Below are 22,746 nucleotides of genomic sequence, written 5' to 3' on the forward strand. Positions count from 1 at the left end.
GAGAATTTCGTTGGGTTTTACGGAGTGATGTCAGGAGAACAAATGACAAAACAAGTTTTTGAAACGACCTTTGCAGGCCGTCCCCTTATTGTTGAAACAGGCCAAGTCGCCAAGCAAGCTAACGGTGCTGTAGTGGTTCGCTACGGTGACAGTACTGTCTTGACGGCTGCTGTGATGTCCAAGAAGATGTCGACAGGCGATTTCTTCCCTCTTCAAGTCAACTATGAAGAAAAAATGTATGCCGCAGGGAAATTCCCTGGTGGCTGGCTCAAGCGTGAAGGCCGTCCATCAACGGATGCGACCCTTACAGCGCGCTTGATTGACCGTCCAATCCGTCCCATGTTTGCTGAAGGCTTCCGCAACGAAGTCCAAGTGATCAACACCGTTCTCTCTTACGATGGCGATGCGTCCGCACCGATGGCTGCTATGTTTGGCTCATCTCTGGCCCTTTGCATCTCAGATATCCCATTTGACGGTCCTATCGCGGGTGTTCAGGTTGGTTATGTCAATGGTGAACTGGTCATCAACCCTACAGAAGACCAGCAAGCAGAATCCTTGCTTGAATTGACTGTGGCTGGGAACAAAGACGCCATTAACATGGTAGAGTCTGGTGCCAAAGAGTTGTCAGAAGAGATCATGCTGGAAGCTCTGCTATTGGGCCATGCCGAAATCCAAAAACTCTTGGAATTTCAAAACGAAATCGTGGCAGCGGTTGGCAAAGCTAAAGCGGAAGTGGAATTGCTCCATGTGGATGAAGTCTTGCAAGCTGAGATTGTGTCTATCTACAACGATGACTTAAAGAAAGCAGTCCAAGTCGAGGAAAAATTGGCGCGCGAAGACGCGACTAATAGCGTGCGTGAGCGTGTGATTGCCGACTACGAAGCGAAGTTTGAAGGCGACGAGAATTTTGACACCATCATGCGTGATGTCAATGAAATCTTGGAGTTGATGGAGCACGCAGAAGTGCGTCGCCTTATCACGGAAGACAAGGTTCGTCCTGACGGCCGTCGTGTCGATGAAATCCGTCCGCTCGATGCTGAAGTTGACTTCTTGCCAAATGTACACGGTTCAGGTCTCTTTACCCGTGGCCAAACCCAGGCGCTCTCTGTCTTGACCTTGGCGCCACTCGGTGAAACACAAATCATTGATGGCCTTGGAGACGAGTACAAGAAACGTTTCATGCACCACTATAACTTCCCACAATACTCTGTCGGCTCAACCGGCCGTTACGGTGCGCCAGGCCGTCGTGAGATCGGTCACGGAGCGCTTGGTGAGCGTGCGCTTGAGCAAGTCTTGCCAAGCTTTGAAGAGTTCCCTTATGCTATCCGTCTGGTGGCAGAAGTCTTGGAATCAAATGGTTCCTCATCTCAGGCATCCATCACAGCGGGGACCCTTGCCCTTATGGCAGGTGGTGTGCCAATTAAGGCGCCAGTGGCAGGGATTGCCATGGGTCTGATTTCAGACGGCAACAATTACACCGTCTTGACCGATATTCAAGGTCTTGAAGACCACTTCGGCGACATGGACTTCAAAGTAGCAGGTACCCGTGAGGGGATTACTGCCCTTCAGATGGACATCAAGATTTCAGGGATTACGCCAGAGATTTTGACAGAGGCCCTTGCGCAAGCTAAGAAAGCCCGCTTTGAAATCCTTGATGTGATTGAAGCGACCATTCCAGAAGTCCGTCCTGACTTGGCACCAACAGCACCTAAGATTGATACCATTAAGATTGATGTCGATAAGATTAAGATTGTTATCGGTAAAGGTGGCGAGACTATTGATAAGATTATCGCAGAAACCGGTGTGAAAATCGATATCGACGAAGAAGGTAATGTGTCTATCTTCTCGAGCGATCGGGATGCCATTGAAAAAGCCAAAGAAATTATTCAAAACCTCCTGCGCGAAGCTAAGGTCGGCGAAGTCTTCACAGGCGCTAAAGTTGTTCGCATTGAAAAATTCGGTGCTTTTGTCAACCTCTTTGAAAAGACAGATGCCCTGGTGCATATCTCTGAAATGGCTTGGGCACGAACCAATCGCGTTGAGGACTTGGTTGAAATCGGTGATGACGTCGATGTTAAAATCATCAAGATTGACGAGAAAGGCCGTATCGATGCCTCTATGAAAGCACTCCTTCCAAAACCGGAAGGTTATGAGGAGCCAGCAAAACCAGAACGTCGTCAACGTGACTATAAGGCGCATAACAATCATAGCAAGACTCACGATCATAACCGCAAACCGCGCCAAGATGACAATAGCTTTGGTGGACTGAAATTCCACGAAGTGAAACGTGACCAGTAATACAATGAGATGAGGCGGGCCAAAAGCCAGCCTCGTCGCTTTATCAATCAATCCGTTTTGACAGAACCAGATGAAAGGAGGTGGCCTATGGGCTGGTGGAGAGAATCCATTGACATTGTAAAAGACTTAGACCCAGCGGCACGAAATGGTCTTGAGGTGGTTTTGACCTACCCTGGCATCAAGGCTCTAGCTGCGCATAGAATTAGCCACTTTCTCTGGAACCATAATTTTAAGTTATTAGCCCGCATGCATAGTCAATTTTGGCGGTTTTGGACGCAGATTGAGATCCATCCAGGGGCTCAGATTGCTCCGGGGGTCTTCATCGACCACGGGTCTGGACTGGTGATTGGGGAGACAGCTATTGTTGAGCGAGGTGTTATGCTCTATCATGGGGTAACCCTTGGCGGAACAGGAAAAGATGTGGGCAAGCGCCATCCGACTATAAGAGAAGGCGCTCTGATTTCAGCCCATTCACAAGTGATTGGGCCGGTTGAAGTCGGCCGCAATGCCAAAGTTGGAGCGGCTTCAGTGGTTCTGGCAGATGTCCCAGAAGACGTAACGGTAGTAGGTATACCAGCCAAGGTTGTCCGTGTCCATGGCGAAAAAGACGAAGAAGCCATCCATCAACTGGAAGAAGTCCGAGAAGGGCAGTATTACACAACAAAACTGGAAGCTATGCGTGATGCCAGCCACCATTCCTCGCATTTGTAGGTAGAAAAAATGGAAATGGTAACCTTGACCGAAAAGGAAGTAACAACCCTAGAAAATAACCTTGACAAGTATGACCGTCAGTTTATCCGTTATCCCAAAGAGGGTAAGGTCTCTATCGGGATTAAAGATGACACTGGAACACTAATCGCTGGCTTAGCTGCGACGATGACCGCTTTTAACATTCTCTATGTGTCGACGGTGTTTGTCTCAGAGTCTTACCGCAGAGCGGGCCTAGGGCGTCAGCTCATGTTAGAAATGGAAAAGCAGGCTAAGGCATTAGGTGCCAACACCATACGTCTGGATACCTTTGACTGGCAGGGCTATGACTTTTATAAAGCCATCGGCTATGAAGAGGTTGGCCATTATCGTCATGAAACAGACGGCTACTCGGAGCATTTCTTCGTCAAAAGAATATAGGAGAAAGACCATGATAACAGCCGTTTCTCGGTTAACAGACGACCAGTTAGCTGCCTCTAAAAGCTTGATTGCAGCTGTTCAAAATGCAGATGGGACAGCTCGTGTCCCTTATCTGTCAAATATGCTGAATTTTGATCCGACCATGCCAGCTTTTTTCTTGGCTTATGAAGAAGATCAATTAGTTGGCCTTTTATCCGTCTATGCGGATGATGAGGAAGCTGAGTTAGCTATACTGGTTCATCCAGACCATCGGCAAAAAGGCATTGCCAGGCAGCTATTTAAGACGTTTCAGGCAGAGACAACTAGCTATCCGATTACAGAAGTGACCTTTTGGACAGAGCGGGTCTTTCTAGAAAAGAACCCTTGTTTGCCGAAACATTGGGGCCTGGTTGAAAATCCAGATAGAGACACCTGGTTGGTTCGTGAGCGGACGTCCTATCCTCTGAGTAGCCGGAAGGATATTGTGTTTGACCAGGCGACTTTGGAAAATAGTGAAGCGATAGCCACTTTTCAAAGTCAGGTCTTTGACAATTCTTATGACGTCAGTCTGCGCTATGCTAGAGAAGCCATAGGAGATCCTGACAGCCTGCTCTACCTTCTCCAAAAAGGCGAGGAAGTCATCGCTTCTTGTACTGTTGATGTGAGTTCAGACTACAATTACCTCTACGGCTTAGCTGTTTTGCCTAGTCATCAAGGTCAAGGCTACGGAACCTATTTGGTCCAATCGATTGTCAATACCCTGATAGAGCAAAATGACAAGGCCTTTCAGATTGCTGTGGAAGATGATAATGTTGGCGCAATGCGTCTATATGAAAAAATCGGCTTTGCCGAACAGACGCAAATCATTTATCTGGACTATCCCCAAGGAGGCTAAATGCTACTAGAAGAATTTGAAAATGGTCCTGCGGTCATTGAGCCAAGTAATCTGGGCGTCAGTCACCGGATGGACGAGGTCTGTCCGACCTTGATTTATTCTTTCAATGGGGAAATTGTGCAGCGCGTGAGCCAGATGCCAGGCGTCAAGCAGATTGGATTTGTCAACAGCATTAACGGCCACAATCCGGTCTATCTTTATGAAAAAGATGGGCTCAAGGTGGCGGTCATGATGGCGGTGGTTGGCGCAGCCATGGCAGTAGGACAACTGGAAGAACTCAAGGCTTTTGGTTTTGAGAATTTCATTGTTTTGGGCTCTTGTGGGGTTCTGGACAAGTCCATCGGAGCCGATAAGATTATTCTGCCAGCGTCAGCCCTACGGGACGAGGGGACCAGCTACCACTATGCACCAGCTAGCGATGAGATCGCCTATGAGGAAGCTCTGCTTTTGACCATGGAAAAAGCCCTAGATAAACACGGGATTGAACACGTTCGTGCCAAGGCCTGGACGACCGATGCTTTTTACCGAGAGACGGCCGATAAGGTCAAACGTCGCTTGGCGGTTGGGGCATCCGTAGTCGATATGGAAGCGTCTGCCATCATGGCCTGGGCCCAGTTTCGCTCAGCCAAGGTCTACCAGTTCTTCTACACGGCAGACTATGTAGACCACACGACCAACCAGTGGGACAAACGCCAAGAAGAGCGGACAGCAGATGTACTGACCTTCTTCGAGATCGCTTTAGCTATTGCTAAGGAGCTTTAAATGAAAGCCTTTTTTAAGAAAAATAAGTTTTTTGCGATCTATCTTGTGGGAAGCTTGCTGTCGAGCTCTGCTCAGTTTCACGCTGGGAATCCTTTAGCAGCTCTTGCTATTTTAGCCTTTGCCTTGCTTGTCTTTTTCTACCTCTACTACATTGCCCGAAAGTAAGCCTCTTTTTGAAAGGAAAAACCTGTGATTAGCATTTACGATACCATGAGCCGCAGTTTACGCGAATTTGTTCCTCTGGAAGAGGGCAAGGTCAAGATGTATGTCTGCGGACCGACAGTTTACAACTACATTCATATCGGTAACGCCAGAAGTGTCGTGTCCTTTGATACCATTCGCCGTTACTTTGAGTACCGTGGCTACGAGGTCACTTACATTTCCAATTTCACGGACGTGGACGATAAGATTATCAAAGGTGCTGCGGAATCTCAGATGGACACCAAGGCCTTTGCGGACAAGTTTATCGCAGCCTTTCGTGAGGACGTGACCAAGCTTGGCGTTAAGCCTGCAACGGTCCACCCACGGGTCATTGACTTCATGGATGAGATTATCGCTTTTGTGGCGGATTTGATTGCTAAAGGTTATGCCTACGAAAGTGGTGGCGACGTCTATTTCCGCGTCGAAAAGGCCAAGGACTATGCCAAGCTCGCCAATAAGACCCTAGAAGATCTGGAGTTGGGAGCCAGTGGCCGTGTGGATGCCGAGTCGGCTCTCAAGGAAAATCCAGTCGACTTTGCTCTTTGGAAGTCGGCCAAACCGGGCGAGGTGTCTTGGGCCAGTCCATGGGGAGACGGGCGCCCAGGTTGGCATATCGAGTGTTCTGTCATGGCGACGGAGTTGCTTGGTGACACCATTGATATCCACGGCGGCGGAGCCGATTTAGAGTTCCCCCACCACACCAATGAGATTGCCCAGTCAGAAGCCAAGACCGGTCAGACCTTTGCCAACTACTGGATGCACAATGCCATGCTCAACATAGATAACGAAAAAATGTCTAAGTCTCTAGGTAACTTTGTGACTGCTCACGATATGCTGGAAACGGTCGATGGTCAGGTCTTGCGCTTTTTCCTAGCAACCCAGCATTACCGTCGTCCGGTCAACTATACTGAGAAGGCCATCCACGATGCGGAGACCAATATCAAGTACCTGAAAAACACTTATTCACAGCCCCTGACTGGGCAAGCGGATGACCCAGCATTAGACAGCTTTATCCAGCGTTTCGAGGAAGCCATGGACGATGACTTCAATGCGGCGAACGGCGTGACAGTGCTCTTTGACTTGGCTAAGTGGATCAATTCAGGCAACTACACTGAAGTGGTCAAGACGGAATTTGCCCGCATGCTGGCTGTTTTTGGCATTGCCTTTAAGACGGAAGTACTAGATGAAGACATTGAGGCCTTGATTGCCCAGCGTCAGGAAGCTCGTGCGAATCGCGACTTTGCGACCGCAGACCGAATCCGCGATGAACTGGCAGAGCAAGGGATTAAGCTCTTGGATACCAAGGATGGTGTGAGGTGGTTGCGTGACTAAAGTTGATGTCAAACTGATCAACGGTGTCGCCCTGGCTTTTGAAGGTGATGCGGTATACTCCATGTATGTTCGCCGTCACCTCATCTTTCAGGGACAAACCAAGCCCAGTCAGCTGCACCACAAGGCAACCCGCTACGTCTCGGCTAAAGCCCAGGCCATGTTGGTCAGTCAAATGCTGGACGAAAACCTCTTGACCGAGGAAGAAGAAATCATCTATAAACGTGGCCGTAATGCCAGTACCCACACCAAAGCTAAAAACACCGACATTATCACCTACAAGATGTCCACTGGTTTTGAAGCCGTCCTTGGCTACCTCCACATGCTGGAGCGCCACGACCGCTTGGAAGAACTGATCGCCTGGTGCATTGAGCGGGTGGAAATGGAATAAAAAACAAAACCCAACGCGACTCCCCTGAGTTAGGACTTGTATTTCTAACTCAGGGGAGTCGCGTTGGGTTTTGTTTAAAAAAATCTTTATCGAAAATAAGTTGTTAGAATAATATGTTGGTTATGATTACCAAAGCCTTTTCCATATATTGTTAATCCTCCTACATTTTCGGAATCTTGCTCAACAGAAAGTTTAATTTTCCATTGTGAATTTAATGTTGGTAGAATTTCTTTAAGTCCATTAAGAGAAATCTTGCTACCATTAACATAAGTTCCTCCAGTTGTAATACGTAAATTTACTAGGATTCCATACTGATTTGTGTCATTAGGCCACCATTTTGGTGTATATATTCCCCTAGTATCTGAAAAATCTCCAGGACTTGTCCAAAAACCGAGTGGTATATCATTTATTGTAAAGGTAATATCAGAGGGCCAAACGTTATTAGAATATGGGAATTCCGAAGCTATTTCTAAAGAAAGATCTATCATTTCAAGTGTATCAGTTTCTTCTAGAAGATTCGGAATTTGGTATTCAACAAAACCAGAGGTAAACCATAAAATTCCAGCATCATATTTTCGCGGATCAGAGAAATATTTTGGCTCATCATATACCCCGATATAAGTTTCAGTAGTTGCTAACCCACATGTTGGTTTTACTGAGAAATCAGAAAAATGACCGATTGGAATGTGTTGTTGGTAAGTTTCATAAGCAGTATAGAGCTTTTGTGGGAATTCTAAATTAAGGCGATCAATTTTTAAGACGACAACTTTCTGGAGCCCAGATTTTCCTGGAGAAGATTCTGTTTTAACGATCCCGGCATCTACTAAAGATTTAACATGTCTACCGATTATAGCACTTGAAAGGCCTGTTTTCTCAGATAGTTCAGTAAGGTTCAATTTATTATGAGATAGTAATTCAATGATTTGTATTCTGGTATCACTTGCTAGTGCCTTTAAAACAGGCAAAGCTTGATGGTTTAATTGTAATTCCATAGAATTTCACTCCTTTATCTGTAAATATAATAAACTAAAAAGTTTATAAAGTCAACAATAAATATAAAAAATAAACCAAAAAGTATTGACAGCGCTTACTAATGAGGTTATAATAACTAAAAAAATATAAAAGGAGTTCTTTTATGAAAAAGAAACAAAAATTTGTTTTATCTATGTTGATTGGTTTAAGTATTTTAGGAATAGCTGCCTGTAGTAAATCTGGAGATCAATCTCAGAGAGAAGATAATACAACTCTAACTTTATATTCATGGGATACTAAAACGGTTATGCAACCAGCTTTAGATGCTTTTCAAGATAAATATCCTGATGTAACTATAGAATTTTCAAACAAACCTCCAGTTGATGAATATGTTCAAGGGTTACAAACTAAATTGTTGTCAAAGACTGCTGCGGATGTTTTTGTGATGGGAGCAGAAAATAAAACTAATTTGATAACAAGTGGAAATGTTGCAGATTTATCTGAATTTAGTTTTATGGATAATCTTAATGAAACCAATAAGAATCTTTACTCATCAGAAGGTAAAGTATACTCGGCCTCAATTTCGTCATGGGGTGGTGGTATTGCATATAATAAAGAAATTTTAAAAGAAATTGGTGTCGAAGAATTTCCAACTACATGGGAAGAATTCATTGAATTATGTCTAAAACTTAAAGAAAGTGGCATTAATCCATATTATGAAGGAGGACAATCAGGAAACTTTATGTCCCTCTCAGCATTAATTGGATCAAACTATGCTCGCCGTGGAGGGATTAGAGATGAAGAAATTTTTGATGGGACAACTACATTTTCATCAGAGTACATTGAAGCTCTGGAAATGTGGAACGAATTAAATGAGAAGGAAATTTTTACTCAAGATATCTTAGGGCTATCTGATGACCAAATTATTAATGAATTTATAAATGGAAATGTAGCTATGGTATGTATGGGACCGTGGAATGTTTCAACTGTCAGAACTTCAAATCCTGATTTAGATTTTGAAATTGCTCCAGTTCCAGGTAAGGAAGTAGGAGATGAATACGCGGCAGGAGCACCATCGCCTGGATACTCTATTAATGCAAACGCTAAGAATCCGGAATTGGCTGCCAAATTTGTTGAATTCATGACAACACCTGAAGCTGCAGTAGCTTTGAATGGTGATGGGAGTTCAAATAATATGTATACTATTGAAGGTACAGAGAATGTCAATAGTACATTAGATTCTTCTTTACTTAGTATTAACCAAGTTGTACAAGATGGAAAGATTTACTTAGCTCAGATGACTTGGCCAGCATATCAGGATATTTTAACAACTCATTTTAGATCCCAATTGCAAGAGCTTATCCAAGGAAAAACTACTCCTGAAGACGTTTTAAAATCAATGGATGATAAATTAAGTGAATTAATGAAATAAGGAGATTGAGTATGTTTAAGACGAGTGCCATGAATAGACAATTTAGCTATTTTTTAATCCCTATTTTACTAGTTTACGGAGTACTTACTCTATATCCTCTGGTCCAATCGTTTGTATATTCTATTAGTGATTTTAATGGCTATTCATTAGATTATAATTTGATTGGTTTTTCAAATTATTTAAAAGTATTTAATGATTCATCCATGGCTTCGGCTTTACAATATACAATTCTTTATACTATTGGTGTTACTTTTTTAATTACCTGTTGCGCAATTCCTTTAGCTATAATTTGTGATAAAAAGTTTTTTGGGAATAATTTTGTTCGTTCAGCATTGTTCTTTCCTTCTGTTCCTAGTGCCCTACTTTTAGGTTTTGTATGGGGGTTTCTATTGAATCCCTTAGGAACGGGGGTCATCAATTCGGTCATAGGACAAATAGGGGTGGCGCCTATTAAATGGTTGTCAGATCCAATTCTAGCAAGGATTTCAACGATTCTTGTTGCGGTGTGGCAACAGACTGGCTACCATACATTAATTTACATAGCTTATTTACAATCTATTCCGGAAGATTTTTACGAGGCTGCTGAAATAGAGGGGGCTAATAAATTACAAATTTTCTTTCATATCACTTTACCTCAATTAGCACCAGCTATGACAGTAAGTGTTATGTTGCTTTTAACTGGTGGATTAAAAGTTTATGATTTACCATTTTCGCTAACTTCTGGAGGTCCCGGCTTTTCAACGTACACGGTTACGCAAGCAATTATCCAAAGAGGTATCTCAGAAGGAGATTACGGCCTAGCGTCAGCCTTATCTATCGTATTCTTTTTAATAGTTCTTGTTATAACAGTAGTTCAGCAACTCCTAATGGGTAGACGGGAGACACGTTTACGATGAAAAAAAACAAAAAAAATTATCTATTGTCAATTATCATGATTTTTGTTGCAGTACTTTTTTTGATACCTTTCTACTATATTTTGGTATCAACCTTCAAGACTCAGCAACAAATGACTCAAAATCCTTTGAGTTTTCCTATGGAGCCATATTTTGGAAATTATGAAAGAGTACTTGAAACGACCCCTATACTTCAAAGTTTCTTAAATACTTTATTTGTAACAGTGGGTGGAGTTACCCTAACAGTCTTGTTAGGTGCTATGGCTGCATTTCCAATTGTTTTCAATTCGAATAAAACTAATAATATTATTAGAATATTTTTATTAGGTGGTTTCATGGTTCCTGCTCAAGCTAGTATTATTCCGTTGTATTTGCTCATGTCCAGAGTAAATATGATTGATAGTTTAACAGGATTAATTATTTTAACACTTCCTGGTTCAATTTTTTGTTCATTTATGATTCAAGGTTACATGAAGTCTATTCCAATCGATCTTTTTGAATCAGCTTATCTAGATGGTGCTTCCGTATGGCAAGTCTTTTGGAAGATTGTTTTTCCATTATTGCAGCCTATTTTAATTACTACCGCAACCTTTCAAACGATGTGGATTTGGAATGATTTTATGACACCAAATATTTTCATAAATAGTGAAAGTAAGAAAACACTTGTATTACAAGTTTATTCAGCGATAAGTGAATTTACTGTTGATTGGCCAGCTTTCATGACTCTTAGTGTGATGGTTATTATACCGATGGTATTCTTCTTTATATTTGCCCAAAAATACTTAGTAAAAGGTCTTACAAGTGGAGCTGTTAAGGGTTAATTTTATGCTACAAATTTATGACTATATGAAATGGCTATCTATATTCGTTATACTATCTTTATTAGTAGTCTTATCTACAATTATCACTTTAGGAATTTTTGGGGTTATGCCCAGTTTAAATGCTGGAATGGCAGTAGTAGAAGTTTGCTGTGAAGATTCTAATCGGAATGTTAAAGATATTATTCAATTATTTTGTAATGAATGGATTAATCAAATCAAGAGTTCTGGATTTTATCTATTTTTGATGACAGTAGTAAATCTATTGAATTTGCTCATTTTGATTAGGATTCCATTTTCGATTATTTTTCAGTGGTGGAGTTTGATGGTATTCGTGCTATCCTTTCTTTTAAATGTGGCTTGGTTACTAAGTGAGGCTAAGGAGCCTAAAGTAGTTTGGATCTATTTAATTAATAATTTAACGAAGGTTGCGATAACTACTGTAGTAATACTAGTTACTACAATTATTGTCTTTTCTTGGATTTCAATAGTAGGGATATTGATAGTTGGTTTGACATGCTATATTTTAAATATGATTCGAGTGTTCGAGTTAGAAAGAGGTTAAGAGAAGGGAGTCTAAATGACACATATATTATTTACACACTTTATTGGAGAAGAAGAAGGTGAAGAGGCTGTCTACTTCTCTTTAAGTAGTAATGGTCTCAATTTTGAGGATCTTAATAGCAAACAAGCTATTTTAAAATCTTGTATAGGTACAAAAGGGATTAGAGATCCCTTTCTTGTTCGCCATCAATCTGGGAAATTTTACATTTTAGGAACTGATTTAAGTATTTATGAAAGCCAATCTTGGGAGAAAGCTATTCATGAAGGAAGTCTAGATTTGCTCATTTGGGAGTCGGATGATTTGGTTTACTGGTCTGAACCGCGAGCAATAAATTTGGCTCCAAAAGGATGTAGTAATCTATGGGCACCAGAAGCGATATTTGATGAAGACAAAAAAGCTTATCTAGTATATTATGCTTGTTTCGATGGTAAAAAGCATAATATATACGCTAGTTATACGAATGATTTTCAACAATTTACAGAACCATTTCTATTTATAGAAAAGGAAAAAGACATTATTGATACTACGATTATTCATAGAGATAACTTTTATTATAGATTTTCTAAGGATGAGACGACTAGTCGTGTTATCTTGGAGAAATCAGAGGATCTTTTGGGGCATTACCAAGAAATCTCTGTGCCATTACTCAGGTCTTTAGACGGTATTGAAGGTCCACAGGTTGTTTACAATTCAATTGACGATACTCTATATCTTTATGTAGATTTTTTTAAAGAGGATAAAGGCTATCGACCTATTAGAATCAATGACTTAGATCAAGGAGATTTTCAGTTAGTTGATCGATCGAATTATAATATGGGAGAGTTGAAGAAAAGGCACGGTGGGTTTATTTCTATTTCAGAAGAAGAAGCTAGAATATTAAAGAGCTTTTATGATCAAAATAATCCGGTAATTTCTGGACTATTTGCTGATCCAGATTTAATAAAATTTGATAATTATTTTTATATTTATCCAACAACAGATGGAAATGATAATTGGTCGGGTTCTACCTTTGAGGTCTTACGATCAGAAACACTCAATGATTTTGAAAAGAGAGGAACCATTTTAGAATTTGATAATAACCAAGTACCATGGGCTTCAGAGGGTGCTTGGGCACCGTGTATAACTAGAAAGGATGAGAAATACTACTATTATTTCTGTGGTAAAAGAGATGATGGTAAAAGTTGTATTGGAGTAGCGACTTCAGATTCTCCTGAGGGCCCTTTTATCGCAGAACCTGCTCCATTGTTAACCCCAGAATTAGTTTACAAAAATGACATTGAAATGAATCAAGTTATTGACCCCTCTATCTATATTGAAAATAATCGATACTATTTACTGTTTGGAAATACAGGAGCAGCTATATGTGAGTTGGCTGATGATATGTTTACTATAAAACCCGGTAGTTTCTCACAAATTATAGGATTAAAAGATTTTAGAGAAGCTGTAGAAGTATTTAAAAAAGATGGTATTTATCATTTTACGTGGTCCTGTAATGATACCGGTGATCCTGATTATCATGTAAATTATGGTATTTCGCGTGAACTGAGAGGGAAAATTACTTTTTTATCTACTATCTTGAAAAAAAATGAATCTAAAGGCATTCTCGGTACAGGGCATCATAGTTTTTTAAAAGATAATAATGGGAATATAACTCATATTGCTTATCAACGTTTTGCGCATCCAATAGAAAAATTTGCTGGACGAAACGGATTCAATCGAGAGTTATGCATTTCTCCAGTATCGTTTGATTCAGAAGGGTTGCTTCAAGAAGTTATAGTCGATTAATAGTTGTCAATGTAATTGGAGGACAAGAATGAAAGCGTTTTATGAAGATGTAAGTCTTTTACACCAAAATCGTGAGAAGCCACGAGCATATTTCTTCTCATACAATAATAGAGTGGATGCAAAGACATTTGATCGAGAAAAATCAAGGGGATTTCAACTTTTAAATGGTGAATGGAAATTTAAATTAGAAGAATCACCTGAAATCATCCCACAAGAATTTTTATCTATGGGTCTTTTAGATGATTGGAAAGACTTGATGGTACCGGGACACTGGCAACTACAAGGATATGGGAATCCTCATTATACAAACTTTGAGTATCCCTTTCCAGTCAACCCACCTTTTGTTCCAACTTTGAATCCTACAGGGTACTATGTAAAAGATTTTGAGGTCAGTGAATTCAATTTTAATGATGAATTGATCATACATTTTGGGGGTGTTGAAACAGTCTTTAAGGTTTGGATTAATGGGCAAGAGGTTGGTTATAGCACTGGTAGTAGGGAAGTATCCGAATTTATGATACAAGATTACATAAAGATAGGGACTAATCGACTGCATGTGCAGGTTATTCAGTGGGCTGCTACAAGTTATATTGAAGATCAAGACATGTGGTGGTTAAGCGGGATTTTTAGGGATGTTTATTTGATGAAACGTCCACGAAAAGCAGTGTATGATTTAAATACTAGTACAGAGTTATCGAATAATTATTTAAAAGGTAAGCTGAAATTATCGTTATCTTTCAAAGGCGAAACTCTAGATGGTTCTGTCAGAATGACTTTGTTTAGTGATAATAATCATGAAATTGCAGACTCTGTTTTTAAATTGGATGAGGATAATGACTACTATTTGGATATCTCTAATCCGATTCTTTGGAATGCAGAAATTCCCTATTTGTATACGCTGTTAGTTGAAGTGACGCATGATGATTTTGTAGAAATTATTCCTCAAAAGATTGGGTTTAGAGAAGTAGAATTAAAAGATGGTTTGATGTGTGTCAATGGTGAACCGTTGCTTTTAAAGGGGGTTAATCGTCATGATTGGCATCCTGAATTAGGGAGAGCTGTTTCTGCTGATTTGATGGAGAAAGACATTCAGCTGATGAAGCAATTCAATATTAATGCTGTGCGAACAGCTCACTATCCTAATGATCCAAGATTTTATGATTTATGCGATTATTATGGACTATATGTTATTGATGAAGCGGATATAGAGACTCATGGTATGCAGCCTCTGGGGAATTGGGATGCTTTCAGCGATGACACTGAGTGGTTACCAACTTATCTGGATAGAGTTATGAGAATGGTAGAACGTGATAAAAATCATCCCTCTATTATTATTTGGTCTTTAGGCAATGAATCTGGATTTGGCCAGAACCATTTAGCTATGTCTAGATGGATAAAAAGTAAGGATTCCTCTCGTCTTATACATTATGAAGGCGAGACGCGGCGATTACTTGAAGAGGGGAATCCTTCTGAGAATAATGCTGCTGATATTTTTTCAACAATGTATACATCTGTAGAAGAGATGATTATTCAAGGAAATAGAAAAGAACTTAAACAACCCCATATTCTTTGTGAATTTGGGCATGCTATGGGAAATGGACCTGGAGGCCTTAAAGAGTATTTTAAAGTGTTTCAATCTTATCGTCGACTCCAAGGAGGTTTTATCTGGGAATGGATTGATCATGGAATTTTACAATATATAGACGGTGAAAGGCATTATGCATATGGGGGGGATTTTAAAGACACCCCTCATGATGGCAATTTTGTAATTGACGGCCTTTTATTTCCAGATCGTACGCCCTCTCCTGCTTTGCATGAATGGAAAAAAATATGTGAACCAGTGCATATAGAGATTGATTTAGAAGCAGAAAGGATGGAGCTTAGGAATGATTTTACTTTTCGTAATTTAGATTCTCTTCAAGGAGAAGTCATATTTGAATGTGAAGGAAATATTTTATATCGCTATTCTCTTCCGAATATTGAATTAGCACCTAGTTGTACGATCCTGTTACCAATCCAAAACAAATGGTTGGGAAGAAGATTGAGTGACATAGATAACTTATTAGTTACTGTTAAGTTTATCGATTTGACTTTGCCGTCAAATGATAATGGAGATCCAATAGTAGTTGCTTGGGGCCAAAGTGAAATGCCTTCCTATAAGCAAAATGACACTATTCATATGGCGAGAACAGAAGATGTTTCTAAAGTAGAACTGGATAATAGTTTGAGTTTTCAAAATCAGGAAAATGAACTCAACTTTAGCAAAGTATTCGGAGTTTGGAGTCAGTGGTTTGTTAAAGGAAAGTCATTATTTAAACTTCCACCAAAAATGAATTTTTGGCGTGCATTAACAGATAATGATCGTTTAGGCTTAGAAGAATTTCATGCTAAACCTGTCGTTCAAGAATGGTATGAAAAAAATGTAAACGCCCTAAAAGAACGTATTGTAAACATCAGTACTTCAAGAGACGATGGTGTTTATACTGTTGAGGTTGTTTCCGATATTGCAGCAATTGCCCAAGAGTGGGGGGTATCAGTAACCACGAAATATCAGATCTTATCTTCTACTCAACTAAAAGTTTCAATTTTTGGGAAACCTTATGGTAATGGTCCAAAAACATTACCTAAAATTGGTTTACAGTTTGCTTTAGACGAATCATTTCAAAAAGTTAGTTGGTATGGTTTGGGTCCTAATGAAACTTACATAGACAGTAGAGAAGCCGGAATGATAGGAGTGTGGACGGCAGATGTGGAAGAGATGTGGACTAACTATGTTCGCCCTCAAGAAAATGGGAATCATATCGAAACTCGAACATTATGGTTGAGTGATAGAGAAGGTAATTTATTAAAGTTTTACGGGGAGTCATTTGATTTTTCTGTTAGAAATTATTCAACTGAGCAAGTAGATAAATCTGAGCATACTTATGAATTAGAAAAAGAAGACTATTTAGAGGTTAATATTGACTATGGTCAATATGGACTTGGATCAGCTAGTTGTGGGCCAGAGGTTGCTGAGCAGTACCGTCTACTTAATGAAGACTTCTTATACTCATTTACTATCGAATTTATTCCTATTAAAGAATAAAAGAGTACTATAAGACTCAAATTTTATAGACAAACAATACGATATTTTAAAGATTGTGGAATCAGAATTTATTGTTAAGATTGATAGCTGGCGTTAGTACAATTTTTTCTTAAAAACCCCTTAGCTAAAGCACATTAGCTAAGGGGTTTTATCGTTTTAACAGAATCCCTAATGATTAAGCGGGTATTGATGCGTGTCTGCGTTTGATTAATTTCACCATTTTTTATGATAGAGACAGCTTTTTCAAGAGCTTTGGTCACCATAAACTGGCGATTGATATCGATGGTAGATAATTCTGGTGTGATAATAGCAGCTTCTGAAATATTATCAAAACCAATAACAGAAATATCTTCAGGCACACGAATTCCTACAGCTTGGAGGGAGCGGATTAAACTGATGGCGATAGAATCGTTCTCACAAAAGAATGCTGTTGGTAATGTGGAAGAAGGAATCTTATCAGGATACGTTCCAATAGAATTAGCGGAAAACCGTAAGCGATGAAATTGCTTAGAATCCAGAGCGTGTTTTTTCATGGCTCCTTCAAACCCATTATAACGTTCTTGGAAGTTACGAATCCGATATTTTGCCATAGCGTAACCAATGTCTTTATGACCATTTTGAATGAGATGTTCAGTAGCAATAAAAGCACCTTGATAGTTATTGATGCTAATGAAATTACTATTAAGGTGGTCGAAACAGGTATCGATAACAATGATGTGGTCATGCAATTCTTTTATCCTAATCAGAACACTTTCTGGAAGATCTGTTCCGAGTAGGATAATAGCGTCTGAAGTTTGCTGGTTTTCAAGAGTCATTAAATCATCTTTAAGGTGGTTGATGGAAATGGAATTCACAGTAAGATGAATCTGAAAATCAGGAGAAAGCACCAAAAAATCATTGATCAACTCATTGAAATGAGGAAGTTTTTGGAAATTATAAGTGAATCGATTTACTTCGTTGCAAGCCAATAGACGAACCATATAACGAGAAGAATTATCTTCTTTTTGTCGAGGTTTTCGTAATGGACGGTACTTGTGATCTTTTACAAGCTGGAGAATTTCCTCTCTCTTTTGTTGACTAACACCAGGCTTATCATTTAAAACGAGCGAGACTGTTGCCTTTGAAACCCCCGCTAACCGAGCAATATCTTCTAACTTAATCATAATGTTTTCCTTGAAATTTAGTGTAAACCAAGTATAAATGAAAATAAAAGAGATGTCAAATTAGTTTACTAAACTAAAATAAATTAAGTGATTTTTTATTAAAAACGGTTGCAAGAAAGTCTCGTAGATCTTAAAATAAGGTTGTAAAATCCTTTCAGTTAGAAAGGGATGGTTTTAGAATAACGAAATGCCTAAACGCTATAGAAAGTATAGAAAGTATAGAAAGGAGTTGTTGTCGGTCTTTGTGTTGGGTATTTCAGTAAGGAGAATGTCTAAAAATGAATTTATTAGATTTAAAACGTAAGGCTATCGAGCTTCGGAAAGATTTTGTGACCATGATCTATGAGGCGGGAGCGGGCCATGTGGGATCTGACTTGTCTTGTACCGATATTTTAGTCAGTCTGTATTATCACCAACTTCATGTTGATCCAAATAATCCAGAAGACCCTGAAAGGGATCGCTACATTCAAAGTAAAGGACATGCTGTTGAAATCCTTTGGGCTATTTTAGCGGATAAGGGCTTTATTGAAAAGGAAGAATTAAAAACCTTCTCTCAATTTGATTCACGCCTATTAGGGCATCCTAATAATCTTGTTGACGGGATTGAGATGAACACAGGTTCATTAGGGCATGGTCTATCTGTTTCTGTAGGGAGTGCCTTAGCAGCCAAATTAGATGGTGCCAACTATCAAACTTATACTCTGATGGGTGATGGTGAGCTGGCAGAAGGCTCTGTCTGGGAAGCGGCTATGGCAGCTACTCAATATAAGCTTGATAATTTGACGGCTATTATTGACCGCAATGGACTTCAAATTACTGGGTCGACGGAAGATGTCATGGGACTAAAAGATCTTCATGGCAAATGGGAAGCCTTTGGTTGGCATGTGGTTGATGTAAAAGATGGCAATGATATCGAGCAATTATTAGCTGCGTACAAGGACAAGGTTGAAGGCAAACCAACGGTTATTATTGCGAATACCTTAAAAGGAAAAGGAGTATCTGCTGCAGAAGGGGTGGCAAGCTGGCACCACCATGCTCTTAATTCAGAAGAGTATGAAGCAGCAATTGCTGACCTAGATCGAGCGTTGGAGGAGTTAGTCAATGGCAAATAAGATAGCAAACAGAGCTGTGATGTGCGATGTTTTAGTAGAAGCAGGTCAATCGAATAAAGATATCGTGGTCCTAACCAGTGACTCAAGAGGGTCGGCTTCTCTTGTCAAGTTTGGTGAGACTCTACCTGAACAACATATAGAAGTCGGTATTGCTGAGCAAAATATAGTCGGTGTGGCAGCAGGGTTAGCTCTCAATGGAAAACGGCCCTTTGTGGCATCACCCGCATGTTTTCTTAGTATGCGAAGCATTGAGCAAGTTAAAGTTGACGTAGCTTATTCTAACAAGAATGTCAAATTAGTCGGGATTAGCGGTGGCGTCAGCTACGGTGCTCTAGGAATGAGTCACCATTCTCTTCAAGACATTGCAGTGACACGGGCCATTCCAAATTTAGAAGTTATTATTCCGGCAGACCGTCATGAAACAAAAGCAGTTTTTGAATACTTAGTTAAGTCAGACAAGCCAGCCTACATTCGTCTTGGCCGAAATCCAGTTGAAGATTGTTTCACAGCTGATAATGTTTCATTTGAAATTGGAAAGGCGCGTGAGATGGTATCGGGAGATGCCATCACGATTGCAGCAGTTGGTGAAACGGTTCGAGTGGCTATGGACGCTGCGGAAAACTTGGCAAATGAGGGGATTAAAGCACGGGTTCTCAATTTTGCAAGTTTAAAACCATTTGATGCAGAGACTGTAAAAAAAGCAATCACAGAGACAGCAGGTATTGTGTCTGTTGAAGAACATAGTCCGCATGGAGGTCTCGGAGAGGCCATCGCATCTGTTGTTGCTCAAGAAGGACGTGGTATTTTAAAAATCATGGCTCTACCAGACGATCACATTGTCACTGGGACAACGGCGGAAGTTTTCAATCACTATGGTATATCGGTTGACGGTATCAGTCAATCTGTTAAAGAACTCTTAAAAAGGTAGGTAAAAAAATGGATAAAGTTACTTTAGGATTTGCTCCAACACGTCGTAATTTGTTTAGTGCAGATGCAGCTATTGAGTATGCTAATTACACACGTGAAAAATTAGATGAATGGGCTATTGATTACATTGATATCAAGGATATTAATGACGATGGGTTGATTTTTGATGATGCGAGTGTCAATGCTGCTGCTGAAAAATTTAAGGCTGCAGGCATTGATGGCCTCTTTATCGCTAACGAAAATTTTGGAACAGAATACGCAGTTGCGCGCTTGGCAAAACAGCTTGATGTCCCTGTCTTGCTGTGGGGACCAAAAGATGAAACGCCTGCGGAAGATGGTTCGCGGTTGCGTGACAGTCAGTGTGGCCTTTTTGCCATCGGAAAAGTGTTGCGCCGTTTCAAGGTACCTTTTACCTATATCAAGAACTCTGATGTAGACGACCCTGCATTTGAACGTGGTGTGAAAGATTTTGTCAAGGTTTGTAATGTTGTCAAAACCTTTAAAAACACTCGTATTTTGCAAGTTGGTCCTCGTCCATTTGACTTCTGGACGGTTATCTGCAATGAGGGAGAGTTATTGGAACGGTTCAACATCGACTTATCGCCAGTTCCAATCCGTGAATTGGTCAATGAAATCAATCGCGTTAAGGTAGAAGAAACTGAAACAGTAAAGTCGGTTGAAGACTGGTTCCACACAAATACAGAAGTTCAAATTACTGCAGATGAATTGACTATGGTTGCTGCTTTAAAAGTAGCTCTTGAAAACTTGTGCAAATTTTATGGTTGTAATGCTGGTGTCATTCAGTGTTGGACAGCCCTTCAAGAAGAAATTGGTATTTTACCTTACGCATCTTTGTCTCTTTTGCAAGAAGAAGGCATTCCATTTGTATGTGAAACAGATGTTCATGGGGCGATTTCAGAACTTTTAGTAGAAGCTGCATCTATGGGAGAACACAGAGCTATCTTTGCTGATGTTAACTGTCGCCATCCAGAAAATCCAAATGGTGAATTGCTCCAACATTTGGGGGTGTTTGCTTATCAAACAGCTGAAACAAAACCAATTTTGCCACCACGCCATTTTGTCTTTGATTATCCTGGTTCAGTTGGTTTTCTAGCTAAGAAAACAGATTATACCTTGTGTCGCTTTGATGGGGATAATGGAGAGTATTCTTTATTGATTGGTAATGCCAAGGGAATTGATGGTCCCTATAATCAAGGAACATACTGTTATGTGGAATTTGACAATTTGAACCGTTTGGAATCACATTTAGTGTATGGACCATATATCCATCACGTGGCAGCTATTCAATCTGATGTCGTTCCAGTGCTTTATGAAGCGTGTAAGTACCTAGGCATCAAAGCAGACCTCTACGATCCGATCGAAGATGAAGTGAAGGCGTACCTGGCTGGGGATGATGCAACCTACTTCCGCCCTGCCCGAGGCTAAGCCTATGACTTATGTGATAGGTATTGATCAAAGCACTCAGGGAACGAAGGTACTCCTTTTTGATCAGGAAGGAAAAATCGTAAAAAAACTCAGCTGTGCTCATCAACAGATTATCAGTGAGCAGGGATGGGTCTCCCATAATCCCACAGAGATTTATGACAATGTCATTAATCTAGTTGATGAACTAATCCGAGATATTGATAAAAATAAGTTGATCGCTGTTGGAATCACCAATCAGAGAGAAACCGCCCTAGCCTGGTATAAGGGTACTGGTCAGCCGATTGACAATGCAATTGTCTGGCAATGTGCGCGTGCTAAGGCTATTACGGATCAGATGGATGTTTCTCAAGCTTCCATGGTTAAACGAAAAACTGGGTTGCCCTTATCTCCGTATTTTTCTGCTGCTAAATACAGTTGGTTAATAAAGCACTATCAAGGAGAACTTGACCAAATTGCCTGTGGGACAGTCGATTCTTGGCTGATTTATCAACTCACATCTGGGAAATCGTTTAAGACGGATGTTTCCAATGCTAGTCGCACCCAGCTAATGAATCTTGAAAAGAGGGCATGGGATGAGGAATTATGTAGTCTTTTCGGGATCCCTGTCAGCTGTCTTCCTCAAATTGAAGCTTCAGATGCAAATTTTGGAGAGACTGATTTTGATGGGATATTGCCCCATCCTGTTCCTATTCATGCTGTTATGGGTGATTCTCATGCTGCACTCTTTGCTCACAAAGGGTTCGAGGCAGGAGATATTAAGGCTACTTATGGGACTGGCTCTTCAATTATGATGAATATTGGGACAGAAGTATCTATTATGCCTGAAAACCTTGCAGTTTCTGTAGGTTGGCAGTCTCAAGGTACATGTCATTATGTAATAGAAGGAAATATCAATTATTCTGGAGCTGTTATGACATGGTTGAAAGATAGCCTTCACCTTTTTGAAGACATGGATGAGCTTAATCAGCTTGTAGCCGAAGCGAATCCCTTGGATAAGACATATCTAGTACCTGCTTTTTCTGGATTGGGAGCACCTTATTTTAGAGATGATGTCACCGCTGCTTTTGTTGGGATGACGCGCACAACTGGTCGAGCAGAATTGGTTAAAGCTGGTCTTGAAAGTATTGCGTACCAAATCAACGCCGTTCTGAGTGCTATGAAATCCGTTTCGAAACTAGAAATCAAACGGATCAGTGCTGATGGTGGACCGACAAAGAATGCTTATCTCATGCAATTTCAAAGTAATCTAGCTAAGGCAGATGTTGATGTTGCAACTGTAGAAGAGGCTTCCTGTACAGGTGTTGCCTATTTAGCTGGTATATCTTGTGGGGCCTATCCAGAAACTATTCTTGATCAACTGAGTAGTCATCGAATGTCCCCTGAACCCTCCTTTGCTTCTATTCGTTTAGAAAAGTTGGCAGGCTGGGACCAAGCAGTTAATAGATTGACATCTTCATAGATTATCAGTGTATAAAAGATCAAAAAAAAGAAAGCCGCTTCGGTTTTCTTTTTTGACTTTAAATGGGAAAAGTAGCGATTAAAAAAATCAGTGCTAAATAAAGTAA

The 22,746-nt window shown here is 40.3% G+C and carries 19 protein-coding genes and 1 pseudogene; 18 read left to right on the top strand and 2 right to left on the bottom strand.

Translation table 11 applies throughout. The annotated features are described in order from the left end of the window. Positions 1 to 42: 42 nt before the first annotated feature. The 8 genes and pseudogenes from pnp to J2S23_RS04750 all read left to right on the top strand — a co-directional run. Positions 43 to 2,176 (top strand): annotated as a pseudogene (pnp, locus tag J2S23_RS04715) (polyribonucleotide nucleotidyltransferase); the annotation flags it as partial. Positions 2,177 to 2,385: 209 nt separating this feature from the next. Beyond that, positions 2,386 to 3,009 carry a serine O-acetyltransferase gene (gene cysE, locus J2S23_RS04720; RefSeq protein WP_307121603.1) on the top strand — a complete coding sequence of 208 codons (624 nt, stop codon included), beginning with the start codon at positions 2,386 to 2,388 and terminating at the stop codon, positions 3,007 to 3,009. A 9-nt stretch (positions 3,010 to 3,018) separates the two neighbouring features. After that, a complete protein-coding gene (locus tag J2S23_RS04725) occupies positions 3,019 to 3,426 on the top strand; it encodes a GNAT family N-acetyltransferase (protein ID WP_307121604.1) in 408 nt (135 codons plus the stop codon). A gap of 10 nt (positions 3,427 to 3,436) precedes the next feature. Continuing rightward, entirely contained in the window at positions 3,437 to 4,300 is an 864-nt protein-coding gene (locus tag J2S23_RS04730) for a GNAT family N-acetyltransferase (protein WP_307121605.1), read from the top strand. Continuing rightward, a complete protein-coding gene (locus tag J2S23_RS04735) occupies positions 4,301 to 5,062 on the top strand; it encodes a nucleoside phosphorylase (RefSeq protein ID WP_307121606.1) in 762 nt (253 codons plus the stop codon). Then, positions 5,063 to 5,227, top strand: coding sequence for a hypothetical protein (locus J2S23_RS04740; protein WP_307121607.1), 165 nt, complete (start codon positions 5,063 to 5,065; stop codon positions 5,225 to 5,227). Between the two features lie 24 nt (positions 5,228 to 5,251). Next, positions 5,252 to 6,595 carry a cysteine--tRNA ligase gene (gene cysS / locus J2S23_RS04745; RefSeq protein WP_307121608.1) on the top strand — a complete coding sequence of 448 codons (1,344 nt, stop codon included), beginning with the start codon at positions 5,252 to 5,254 and terminating at the stop codon, positions 6,593 to 6,595. Next, the gene (locus J2S23_RS04750; protein ID WP_307121609.1) at positions 6,588 to 6,983 is read left to right on the top strand and encodes a Mini-ribonuclease 3; all 396 of its coding nucleotides are present in this window, start codon (positions 6,588 to 6,590) and stop codon (positions 6,981 to 6,983) included. Before cysS ends, J2S23_RS04750 begins: the two co-directional genes overlap by 8 nt. Positions 6,984 to 7,069: 86 nt before the next feature. Here J2S23_RS04750 and J2S23_RS04755 read toward each other — a convergent pair whose 3' ends face one another. Beyond that, on the bottom strand, positions 7,070 to 7,975 hold the full coding sequence (locus J2S23_RS04755) for an ArsR/SmtB family transcription factor (RefSeq protein ID WP_307121610.1): 906 nt from the start codon (positions 7,973 to 7,975) through the stop codon (positions 7,070 to 7,072). Positions 7,976 to 8,118: 143 nt separating this feature from the next. Here J2S23_RS04755 and J2S23_RS04760 point away from each other — a divergent pair, with 143 nt between their 5' ends. Genes J2S23_RS04760 through J2S23_RS04785 form a run of 6 tightly spaced genes read left to right on the top strand, consistent with a single transcriptional unit; the run spans position 8,119 to position 16,533 of the window. Next, positions 8,119 to 9,387 (top strand): ABC transporter substrate-binding protein, encoded by a 1,269-nt coding sequence (locus tag J2S23_RS04760; protein WP_307121611.1) that lies wholly within the window; start codon positions 8,119 to 8,121, stop codon positions 9,385 to 9,387. An 11-nt stretch (positions 9,388 to 9,398) separates the two neighbouring features. Beyond that, the gene (locus tag J2S23_RS04765) at positions 9,399 to 10,283 is read left to right on the top strand and encodes a carbohydrate ABC transporter permease (RefSeq protein ID WP_307121612.1); all 885 of its coding nucleotides are present in this window, start codon (positions 9,399 to 9,401) and stop codon (positions 10,281 to 10,283) included. Then, entirely contained in the window at positions 10,280 to 11,101 is an 822-nt protein-coding gene (locus J2S23_RS04770; protein WP_307121613.1) for a carbohydrate ABC transporter permease, read from the top strand. The genes J2S23_RS04765 and J2S23_RS04770 overlap by 4 nt, the downstream gene beginning before the upstream one ends. Before the next feature lie 4 nt (positions 11,102 to 11,105). Continuing rightward, a complete protein-coding gene (locus J2S23_RS04775; protein ID WP_307121614.1) occupies positions 11,106 to 11,663 on the top strand; it encodes a hypothetical protein in 558 nt (185 codons plus the stop codon). Positions 11,664 to 11,678: 15 nt separating this feature from the next. Then, positions 11,679 to 13,448: a glycoside hydrolase family 43 protein gene (locus J2S23_RS04780; protein WP_307121615.1), complete on the top strand. Its 1,770-nt coding sequence runs from the start codon at positions 11,679 to 11,681 to the stop codon at positions 13,446 to 13,448. Between the two features lie 28 nt (positions 13,449 to 13,476). Next, complete coding sequence (locus tag J2S23_RS04785) at positions 13,477 to 16,533, top strand: glycoside hydrolase family 2 TIM barrel-domain containing protein (RefSeq protein ID WP_307121616.1); 3,057 nt, start codon at positions 13,477 to 13,479, stop codon at positions 16,531 to 16,533. A gap of 134 nt (positions 16,534 to 16,667) precedes the next feature. On the opposite strand, the gene J2S23_RS04790 is transcribed toward J2S23_RS04785, so the two are convergent. Then, complete coding sequence (locus J2S23_RS04790; RefSeq protein ID WP_307121617.1) at positions 16,668 to 17,696, bottom strand: LacI family DNA-binding transcriptional regulator; 1,029 nt, start codon at positions 17,694 to 17,696, stop codon at positions 16,668 to 16,670. Positions 17,697 to 17,974: 278 nt separating this feature from the next. On the opposite strand from J2S23_RS04790, the gene J2S23_RS04795 reads away from it, so the two are divergent. Genes J2S23_RS04795 through J2S23_RS04810 form a run of 4 tightly spaced genes read left to right on the top strand, consistent with a single transcriptional unit; the run spans position 17,975 to position 22,640 of the window. Beyond that, positions 17,975 to 18,808 carry a transketolase gene (locus J2S23_RS04795; protein ID WP_307121618.1) on the top strand — a complete coding sequence of 278 codons (834 nt, stop codon included), beginning with the start codon at positions 17,975 to 17,977 and terminating at the stop codon, positions 18,806 to 18,808. Further along, on the top strand, positions 18,798 to 19,736 hold the full coding sequence (locus J2S23_RS04800; protein WP_307121619.1) for a transketolase family protein: 939 nt from the start codon (positions 18,798 to 18,800) through the stop codon (positions 19,734 to 19,736). Before J2S23_RS04795 ends, J2S23_RS04800 begins: the two co-directional genes overlap by 11 nt. An 8-nt stretch (positions 19,737 to 19,744) precedes the next feature. Beyond that, positions 19,745 to 21,181 (top strand): L-fucose/L-arabinose isomerase family protein, encoded by a 1,437-nt coding sequence (locus tag J2S23_RS04805; RefSeq protein WP_307121620.1) that lies wholly within the window; start codon positions 19,745 to 19,747, stop codon positions 21,179 to 21,181. A 4-nt stretch (positions 21,182 to 21,185) separates the two neighbouring features. Then, on the top strand, positions 21,186 to 22,640 hold the full coding sequence (locus J2S23_RS04810; RefSeq protein WP_307121621.1) for an FGGY-family carbohydrate kinase: 1,455 nt from the start codon (positions 21,186 to 21,188) through the stop codon (positions 22,638 to 22,640). Positions 22,641 to 22,746: the final 106 nt, after the last annotated feature.

Source organism: Streptococcus moroccensis (assembly GCF_030812835.1).
Classification (GTDB): Bacteria; Bacillota; Bacilli; order Lactobacillales; family Streptococcaceae; genus Streptococcus; species Streptococcus moroccensis.